We start from the raw sequence: 8,024 nt of genomic DNA, 5'->3' as shown, positions 1-8,024 counted from the left end.
AAGGCCTCTACTACGCATGCTTCAAGAAATGACGTGTCACTACAGCGCCCAGGACGAAAACGAACCTAAGGTCTTGTCATGACAGGACTTCTGACCGAAATCGTCGCTCGGGGACGTCGAACTTGGGAGGCCCAGGCGGTCGCAGGTCAGCAGCACCTGGGTGAACAGGCTGTGGATCTCATCGCCGAGCTCGCGCACGAACTTGGCGATGTGGGTGTAGCTCGGTTGGCTGTCGCCGCTGATGGCGATGCATTGCACGTGGTGCAGGCAGGCCGCTTCGATGCGCCGGCTGCTGATCAGGCCGCCGCTGTAGGCCAGCAGCACGATCTTGAGCATCACTCGGGGGTCGTAAGCGCTGGCGCCGGTCTCGTCGTTGCGAAAGCGGGTGTCCAGAACACTGCAATCAAGTTCATGATCGACCAGGTGATCGAGTGCGAGTTCAAAGCTGCCGGGAGGGATCTGCTCGCTCAGCACCACTGGCAAGAGCCGGGGGTTGCGGTCAATCGGCTTGTATCGGGCCATGTCTTGCTCTCCTGCTTTGAGCGTTTCGACATCGACTCTTCTATTGCCTGTTCGTTCCGGATCAATGGGGGTTTTTGCACAGCCTCAACATTTGAATTCACCAGCCTGCGCGGCTTTTTGCGCAGGTCCGGTTGACTACCGGGTTGGGCACCTTGTCAGCCGTGACTGGCCTCGGCATGCAACTTCAACCCAAGTGCCCCGATGACCTTGAGGATGGTGTCGAAGCTAGGGCTACGCTCGCCGGAAAGCGCCTTGTAAAGGCTTTCTCGGGACAGTCCGGCATCTCGCGCTACCTGAGCCATGCCCTTGGCGCGGGCAATATCGCCGAGCGCTTTAGCAATGAATACGGCATCCCCGTCGGCTTCCTCAAGGCAGGCTTCAAGATAAGCAGCCATTTCCTCGGGGCTTCTGAGGTGTTCGGCGACGTCATAGCGAGTGGTAACGGTCTTAGTCATGGCGGCTACTCCGAAAGATTACGTGCGAGGCGCAAGGCGGCCTTGATGTCCTTGGCTTGGGTACTCTTGTCCCCACCAGCCAGCAGAATAATCAGCTCTCGCCCTCGCTTCTTGAAATACACCCGGTAACCGGGGCCGTAGTTGATTCGCAACTCTGAGACACCTTCGCCAACCGGTTCGGCATCTCCAGGATTTCCAGCGGCGAGCCGTTCGATCCTTGCTTGGATGCGCGCTCTCGCCTGGAGGTCGCGCAAGTCGTCGAGCCATTGAGCGAAAAGGTCTGTCTTGCGAATTTCGATCATGAAGTCACTGTAGCCGTGCGGCTACATATTGTCAATGCCATGCGCGCCATCCTGAGGTGCCCAACGTTTGAATTCACCGGCCTGCGCGGCTTTTGGCGCAGGTCCGGTGGAATGATGGGTTGGGCGTTTAGTAAGTGGGGCGTTCATACAATGTGGAAGAGGCCCTGCTACTTGAGGCCGTAGTACTTGAGTAGTGCCTCTTTAACGACGTCCGTGGCGACTGCAACACCCATCTTCCAGGTGCCAGACGCAGCCTTCTTAAGGTTTTCAACAAACCAACTACGCACGAGAGGACCCATCGGTTCGGCACTGCTTTCCGGCTTCTCTGATGCCGCGAGACGCGCTAGCTCTTGGGCATCCTCTTCCGCCATGCCCGAGCCGGCTAGAAACTGCACCAAGCTATTTGCGTCATGCGGCGCTACTGCTACTTGAATCGTAGCTCCATCACCAGTGGCTGCAATTGACGTGAAGTTCCCGTAGATGATCTGCTGTGCAATCTGCGTGGCCGCAGCCGAACTAGGTGCCGATGGCAAAACAGCAGGGCCAATTGTGATCGCTGTGGCGTCCGGAACAGACTTCTCGAGTTCAAGGGTGAGTTCGAGTACGCGAGTGCGTACGGCATGGCGAATAGACGCAAGCGATGAGCGTGCGATACTCCCAGTAACCGAGTTGCAAGCATAGTCCGAATAGACCTTTCCCTGAAGTAGAAGAATGAGGTCGGCGGCATTGATTCCTAGATGACCGCCTTTTTCGGCTGTGGCCAGTAAATCGTCCACGGCGGCGATGCTCTCTCGCATTTCATGCCGCACCCAATGCTCCCCGGCGAACTTCCTAACCAAGTAGGGCGAAATAGGAGCGTTATTGATCCCCGACCCAAACGGTCCGGAGAAGCTGGCTGTATAGCTGACTGGGATGAATCGATAGTCCGGCAACTCCGCATCGCGCGGGTAGCCCTCCGACTCATGTCGTACCCACTCTGCGAGCGGCTGGCTTCCGATTCGAGCAGCCAAGAGCCGAAGCTTAAGAAGGATCGGACCAAGGTCGGATCCTTCCTGGAGCACTGCGGATTGGATTTCGTGTAGTAGGCTCACATACGCTCCCTTAATGACGCCCAACGCCTGAATTAAGCCGAGCCGCGAAGCGGCTTCGGCTTGAATGAATTGTTAGAAGTCACAGCCCGATGACTCGGTTCCAATCTGCTATGTACATGTAAATCCTCTGGAACTCGCTTGGCAGCAGCATTCGATTATGTGCAATGAAATTTCGTGCTTTTTCAAGCTCGTCCATACGTTGTCTAAGCCAATGCTGCGAAGGAATGATAGAGAAGCACTCCCACTTCTCTGTAATGATGGACGCGAGCATCCCGAAATCGACAAAGCCGAGTAAGTCACGCTTCTGACCCTCCAGCCAGGAATCTTTCATAGCAGCTGTTTGCCGTGCCTCAGCATGTGACCGCACCTTTGCCGGGAGCTTGTCCCACCAGTCCGCACCCTCTTTTTCTTCTAGAGTTTCACGGATAAGAGTGCGAACTTCGTTCTCGAAGCAGTAGAGAAGAGCATAGAGGCGGGCCATCTCTAAGGCCTCGTTCCGTCGTGCCACCCCAAAAGGAGCCAAAACTTCCGCGAGCAAACGCTCCTCTGACTGAGCGTTGTTGGCGCCAATTTGAATGCCGGCACCTTGGAAGATTGCCGCCTCTGACTCAAACATGAGGCCTCGGAAGAGGAAGTCGCGTAAATCTTTCTGAGTGTTAGCCAATCAAGTGCTCCTTGAGTGACTTAAAGATCGAGTTGTATACCTCAACATCCTTCGTGGCAGGCAGGTGTATTTGAATGTTGTAGTGAAGGCCGGGCGTTGGTACAGACGCGGGTTTAACGCTGCTTAAAGGCGCCTGAATTCTGGCGTTCTCAGGTGGCAAAGCTGGCGGAGATTCAATTGGCTTTGCTTGCGGTGTTGGAACGTGGTCAAGGTCAGCGAGTTTGAGAAGAGAAAAGAATGTTCTGGCCATTAGCTCCGCTGGCCTATCAGTAGCGTTATGGACGCTCTTGAATTTACCTTCGATCAGGTTCTTATCTTTGTCGCTTGGGTGCGACTTAATTACGAAGAGATCTGCGTAAGCTTCTTTTATCGCTTCACCTAAGACCTGGCGCTTGTGATTTGTCACGATATGCGTGATATCTAGCTGTCGGTGTGCCACTAGCGGAAATAAACCCAAGGGCCTTTAGCATCGGAATGAAGGCTCGATGGTTTGATGACGGGAAGCCAATGTCCTTCAAGTGCTGCTGCGTGAAGCTAGTAGGGGCTTGGCCTTCTTGCAGCTTGGCCAAAAACTCTGGTATCTGGCCATAGACTTGGGTGTAGACGCTCGGCAAAGGCATGCGAGATTCTCCGTAGTGACTTCTAACGTTCAAATTGAGGGACGCGCCGCTTTTGGCGCGTCCCTCTCGAATGCAGTGTTAGCCATTGTAATTGATCGAATGCGGTTTTCAATTCTTTGATTGATCTGAGCATCGCTGTGCAAAAAGTGGTCTTTCTCAGGAAAAAAGTGAGCCTCGCATGTTGGGATTGCAGCGGCTAGCGCTTTGGCGCCTGCCACAGGGGAATGCACATCGTTTTCGCCATGCCAAAGATACACCGGTACCCTTATTGTTTGCAGTGGAATACCCCAAGGGTTAGCAACCAAGTGGAGATCAGTCTCAAGGCCAACACAACCTTGACGAAATGGCTCGCTAACATAGCCTGATTCTAAGCCGCTTCTCGCTGCTTTCCATTGAACCAAATGCCCATACACGAAGCAAATTCCAGTAAGAACAATCGGCATTTTAATGGCAACAATGAAAATAATTTTATTGACCCAACCCATTCCCTGCCAAAATGCTTCACTCTCTGCCGGTGTAGCGGTTGAAATAAGTGTTACTGATAAGACTCGCTCGGGTATATAAGCAGCGCAAGCCAACGCAAAAGGTCCCCCGCCTGAAACTCCAAGAATGTGGAATTGCCGGATTCCAAGGTGGTCAGCCAAGTCTTGGATATCAGCAGCCCAATTCTCGAAGGTCGCCCCAGGGTGTGGCGTTGAGTAACCATATCCTGGGCGTTCCGGCGTCAAGACCCGAAATTTTGACTCCTCAACCTCATTTTGATTCAAGCCAGCAATGCGAGCCCCAGGAGTGCCATGAAACTGAAACAACGTAACTGAGTCTTTCTTGCCGTAGTCGCCAAATGAAATGATGCGACCATCTTTGAGTTTGTGAATTCCTTCGAGAGCTTTTGTGTTCATGAGCAATAAGAAATGGCTAACGTTCAAATTGAGGGGCTGCGCGCTTTTGCGCAGTCCCTCTCGAATGCAGTGTTAGCCGCTGCTATGACGAAAGCAGAAAAAATAGGAATGTCCTGCAAGAAATGGATGAGCCAAGCCCAAAAGATTCCATTTGTTTCTATCAGTGACTTTGCCAGCAACCATCCAAGAAAACCTGCCATTAGCACACCCACTATACCGTTAGGCATGCCGCGAAGATGCGGCGCACCAAATGCAGCGGCAGAAATGAGAAGAATGTAGTTGGTATCAACAGAGCCAACGAGCGGAACAATAATTCCGAGACGGTAAACCACCTCTTCCGAGAATGAGTTTGTGAGGGAAAACAGTAGCACCCACGGCAGATAGGGAAGGACTTGTTTTAGTCCTTTGCCGGATTTACGGAACTGCAAATAGACGAAGGTCGATGTGACGAGAGTGATAAAAAACGAGAGGGTAACTCCTACGCTTGCCCATGACTGATTGTCCGAGATGAGCAGCCATGCCACACCCTTGGCAGGTGCAGCAATATTGCCTAGTGCAAAGTACAACCAAAAATTTGCAGCATTCACGAAATAGAGGCAGAACAAAACCACTCCTGCCACACACAATAGTAGCGCTTGATATTTAGATTGGGTGTTGATGTATTCCAGGCCACTGACGGAGTATGGCGACTTGTTCGCGACGCGACCGAGGTTGAGGATAACCGCCGTAGCCACAGCGACAATAACAAGCGCAAGCATGACTTCCATCTTTCTATTCTCCCAAGCGGCTAACGAATAGCGTTTATCCGCCGCTGAAGACGAGCGAGGAGAGCGCAGGCGGTCATTGCGGCGGATAAACCTCGTTGGACTGAACCGGCGTGATGGCGGCGGCTATGGGGATAGTAAGTCTGGCGAGGCGGTGGTCAAGCGGTGAGTGTCGCGGATGGCGCTGAAGAAACTGACCGCAATCGAGATTGAATGGTGCCAGACGGCATCATGCACGGCATCGGCGATGCACTTTCGCCTGGTGTTCTGCACGGGAAATCTGCCGTCGTCGTGACGGACGCGAACGCTCCCCTGCCGCCTGTCGGAAGCATGGCCATGACGCCAACGTCGATGCAATGGGCTCAGTGGGCGCAAGGCGGCCCCCGCGACGATGCGCCGTGCGCGTGCAGCGGCATCAACGCGCGGGTCACCACGAACTGTCCCACGCCGCAATGCCGACAGGCGTGTAGTTCGATGCGCGCCACCCGCCGCATGAACGCTTGCACCGACTCGATCACCACCGGATCGGGTGTCGGTGCATCGAGTGCTGTGCGCGCCAGCGCCAATCGACTGGTCTTGTGCGCGGGTGCCAGCAGACCGTAATGGCGGATGCGCTTGAACCCGGTCGGCAGCACATGCTGGAGAAAGCGGTCGATGAATTCGGTCCCCGGCAAGCGCAGCGTGCGTTTCTTGCCGCTGGTCGCATCCCTGCGCACCCGAAACGCCACCTCGCCGTCGGCCAACCCACCCTGATCCATGCCGACGATGCGCTCGTTCGAGATTGCCACCCGGTGCGTGTAGCGCGCGAGGTACTCCAGCACCTGCGCCGGGCCGCCCAGCGGCTGTTTGGCATAGACCACCCACGCGTGGGCATAAAGACGCGCCAGAAGTGCGCGCCACGCCCTGTCGTCAAGCGCTGCCACGCCATCGGCCCTCCCGTTCGCGCGCTCCGCTGTCAACGCGGCCACGAACTTGCCCCGGAACACCTTCGACAGCGCCTGCACCGGAAACAGAAAGCCGCGCTTCGCCGCCACCCATTCACCGGCGGCCGTCAGCGCCCCGCCTGCCACCAGTGCATGCGCGTGCACATGCCGCCCCAGATCCTGCTTCCAGGTATGCAGCACCAGGGTGAAGGCCGGTGCTCCACCCAGCCAGCGCGGATGGGCCGCGAACTCGGTCAGCGTGCCCGAGGCTGCTGCGAACAGCATCTCGTAGAGGGCTCGGGGGCGCTGGCCGACGAGGCCGTTCAGATCGTGCGGCAGAGTGAACACCAGGTGGAAATACGGCGTCGGCAACAATTCGCGGCGGCGCTGGACGAGCCAGGCCTCCTTGGCATGGGTCTGACACAACGGGCAATGCCGGTTGCGGCACGAGTGATAGACGTGACGAGAGACGCCGCAGGCATCGCAGACCTCAACATGGCCGCCGAGCGCGGCGGTGCGGCAGGAGATGATGGCGCGCCAGACGCGCGCACGGGCAACCGACAGATCATGCGTCGCGAGATAGGCAGGAGCAAAGCGACGCAGGATGTCGGCCAGGCCCACGCGGTGGGCTGCCGGGGTCATGCCGGTCGCTCAGTGGCGTGGCGGGTCGAGCAATTCCAGCGCCGCCGCAGCGCCGGTCACATGACGGTGCGACAGATGCAGATAGCGCATCGTCGTCGAAATGTGGCCGTGGCCGAGGAGTTGCTGGAGCGTGGGCAAATCCACCCCGGCTTCGAGCAAGTGGGTAGCGAAGCAGTGCCTCAGGGTGTGGATGCCGCCCTCCGGGCGGATGCCGGCGGCATCCCGCGCGGCGCAATACATGCGTTGTGCGGTCTTGGCATCGATCGGCGCCGACCCGGCGGGGTTGGGAAACAGCCAGCATCCCGGACGCCCCACTCGCCAGTAAGCCCGCAAGCGATCGAGCAGGCGCGGCGACAGCAGGGTGTAACGATCCTGATTGCCTTTGCCTCGACGTACCTTGAGGCACATGCGATCCGGGGCGCTCTCGATGTCGCTCACTTGCAGGGCGCAGACTTCGGACACGCGCAGGCCGGCGGCGTAGGTCGTCATCAAGAGCGTGCGTCCGCGTAGCGTGCTGGCGGCGCCAATCAGACGCGCGACCTCCTCGCGCGAGAGGATTTGCGGCAGACGCTTGGGCACCTTGGCCATGGGGATGTCGAAGCGCGCATTCGGGCGTTTGAGCACGCGCTCAAACAGAAAGCGAAAGGCGCAGGCGGCTTGATTGGCGCTGGCGTAGGCCAGCTTCTTCTCGGTGATGAGGTGCAGCAAGTAGGCCTGAAGCTGGTCGGTGCTGAGCTGGTCGGGCGGGCGCCGGTAATGCCTGGCCAAGGCCGTCACGCAGGCCAGATAGGCTTCGCGCGTGCGCACGGCAAACCCGCGCAACACCATCGCATCCTCCATCCGTTGGCGCAATTCAGACATGTCGTTCTCCTCGTCGTGGCTGGGAACATTCCCAGAACGAGGATGGCATCGGATTGCATGGCTTGCTCTTGCGATGCACGATCAGGGGTGCGCAGACCCCAGAATGAGAAACGCGGTGGCAACCAGGGCGACCACCGCGTCAGCGGTTTAGTTCAACGTAATGTAGACCGTCGGATAAAACCGGCAGCACAGGATAGACGACGGGATAAGCACAACGGCCAATGGTTGCGTGCAGGGCGCTGCAAGGCTGCTACCCGCTTGACAACTGGCCTTCCAAGCAG

General features: G+C 57.0%; 9 protein-coding genes and 1 pseudogene. All 10 read right to left on the bottom strand.

Going from position 1 to position 8,024, the window contains the following annotated elements; translation table 11 throughout:
- Positions 1 to 39: 39 nt before the first annotated feature.
- The 10 genes and pseudogenes from ACYCUK_RS21860 to ACYCUK_RS21815 all read right to left on the bottom strand — a co-directional run bounded on the left by ACYCUK_RS21860 (position 40) and on the right by ACYCUK_RS21815 (position 7,743).
- Positions 40 to 522 carry a transposase gene (locus tag ACYCUK_RS21860; RefSeq protein WP_461596732.1) on the bottom strand — a complete coding sequence of 161 codons (483 nt, stop codon included), beginning with the start codon at positions 520 to 522 and terminating at the stop codon, positions 40 to 42.
- A 155-nt stretch (positions 523 to 677) separates the two neighbouring features.
- On the bottom strand, positions 678 to 977 hold the full coding sequence (locus ACYCUK_RS21855; RefSeq protein ID WP_461274567.1) for an addiction module antidote protein: 300 nt from the start codon (positions 975 to 977) through the stop codon (positions 678 to 680).
- Positions 978 to 982: 5 nt separating this feature from the next.
- Positions 983 to 1,279 (bottom strand): type II toxin-antitoxin system RelE/ParE family toxin, encoded by a 297-nt coding sequence (locus ACYCUK_RS21850; RefSeq protein ID WP_461596731.1) that lies wholly within the window; start codon positions 1,277 to 1,279, stop codon positions 983 to 985.
- Positions 1,280 to 1,446: 167 nt separating this feature from the next.
- Positions 1,447 to 2,370 carry an AbiTii domain-containing protein gene (locus ACYCUK_RS21845; RefSeq protein ID WP_461596730.1) on the bottom strand — a complete coding sequence of 308 codons (924 nt, stop codon included), beginning with the start codon at positions 2,368 to 2,370 and terminating at the stop codon, positions 1,447 to 1,449.
- A gap of 79 nt (positions 2,371 to 2,449) precedes the next feature.
- Positions 2,450 to 3,034 carry a Swt1 family HEPN domain-containing protein gene (locus ACYCUK_RS21840; protein ID WP_461596729.1) on the bottom strand — a complete coding sequence of 195 codons (585 nt, stop codon included), beginning with the start codon at positions 3,032 to 3,034 and terminating at the stop codon, positions 2,450 to 2,452.
- Positions 3,027 to 3,654: pseudogene (locus ACYCUK_RS21835) on the bottom strand (DUF5343 domain-containing protein). The gene ACYCUK_RS21840 and the pseudogene ACYCUK_RS21835 overlap by 8 nt, the downstream one beginning before the upstream one ends.
- A gap of 29 nt (positions 3,655 to 3,683) precedes the next feature.
- Entirely contained in the window at positions 3,684 to 4,553 is an 870-nt protein-coding gene (locus ACYCUK_RS21830) for an alpha/beta fold hydrolase (RefSeq protein WP_461596728.1), read from the bottom strand.
- 23 nt (positions 4,554 to 4,576) lie between these two features.
- Positions 4,577 to 5,320 (bottom strand): CPBP family intramembrane glutamic endopeptidase, encoded by a 744-nt coding sequence (locus ACYCUK_RS21825; protein ID WP_461596727.1) that lies wholly within the window; start codon positions 5,318 to 5,320, stop codon positions 4,577 to 4,579.
- A 359-nt stretch (positions 5,321 to 5,679) separates the two neighbouring features.
- Positions 5,680 to 6,882, bottom strand: a complete 1,203-nt coding sequence (locus ACYCUK_RS21820) for an IS91 family transposase (RefSeq protein ID WP_461596726.1) — start codon at positions 6,880 to 6,882, stop codon at positions 5,680 to 5,682.
- Between the two features lie 9 nt (positions 6,883 to 6,891).
- A complete protein-coding gene (locus ACYCUK_RS21815; RefSeq protein ID WP_461596725.1) occupies positions 6,892 to 7,743 on the bottom strand; it encodes a tyrosine-type recombinase/integrase in 852 nt (283 codons plus the stop codon).
- Positions 7,744 to 8,024: the final 281 nt, after the last annotated feature.

The sequence above is a fragment of the Thiomonas sp. genome (genome assembly GCF_054608695.1).
Note: the sequence above shows the minus strand (reverse complement) of the source record. Positions and strands in the feature narration are given on the sequence as shown.

Excerpts from the sequence above, each read along its gene's own strand:
- ACYCUK_RS21860 (WP_461596732.1), bottom strand. The coding sequence starts at position 522 with ATGGCCCGATACAAGCCGATTGACCGCAACCCCCGGCTCTTGCCAGTG.
- ACYCUK_RS21855 (WP_461274567.1), bottom strand. The coding sequence starts at position 977 with ATGACTAAGACCGTTACCACTCGCTATGACGTCGCCGAACACCTCAGA.
- ACYCUK_RS21850 (WP_461596731.1), bottom strand. The coding sequence starts at position 1,279 with ATGATCGAAATTCGCAAGACAGACCTTTTCGCTCAATGGCTCGACGAC.
- ACYCUK_RS21830 (WP_461596728.1), bottom strand. The coding sequence starts at position 4,553 with ATGAACACAAAAGCTCTCGAAGGAATTCACAAACTCAAAGATGGTCGC.
- ACYCUK_RS21825 (WP_461596727.1), bottom strand. The coding sequence starts at position 5,320 with ATGGAAGTCATGCTTGCGCTTGTTATTGTCGCTGTGGCTACGGCGGTT.
- ACYCUK_RS21820 (WP_461596726.1), bottom strand. The coding sequence starts at position 6,882 with ATGACCCCGGCAGCCCACCGCGTGGGCCTGGCCGACATCCTGCGTCGC.
- ACYCUK_RS21815 (WP_461596725.1), bottom strand. The coding sequence starts at position 7,743 with ATGTCTGAATTGCGCCAACGGATGGAGGATGCGATGGTGTTGCGCGGG.